General features: G+C 39.2%; 1 pseudogene. It reads left to right on the top strand.

The annotated features are described in order from the left end of the window. Window positions 1-12 precede the first annotated feature (12 nt). Window positions 13-311: pseudogene (locus LG649_RS16005) on the top strand (hypothetical protein); the annotation flags it as partial.

Genomic DNA, 311 nt, shown 5'->3' with positions numbered 1-311 from the left:
ATTTCGCATGCCATGAAAAACGCAGTTCACGGCATTATTTTTAAAGGTTTTGCTGGAGGCGGACAAGGGTGCACATCTTTCAGCCCATTATTAAAAACAGCTAAAAATGCTTCTGATCATGCCGCTTTTTTTGAAGCTTTTTTTGCAGATGGAGGCGACTACCTAAGATATGTGTCTTCTGCTACAGATGGCAATATAGCTCCTGGAGATCGACTTAAAATAAGCCGTCGTGAATATAAAATTGGAGCCGTTGTTAATGTACAAACAGATATGCTTAGAAAACGATTAGAAGAAGAAGGCATTATTAGAGG

This window comes from Neotamlana laminarinivorans (genome assembly GCF_020523925.1).
Taxonomy (GTDB): Bacteria; Bacteroidota; Bacteroidia; order Flavobacteriales; family Flavobacteriaceae; genus Neotamlana; species Neotamlana laminarinivorans.
The sequence above is the reverse complement of the archived record's forward strand: the minus strand, read 5'-3'. Positions and strand labels throughout refer to the sequence as shown.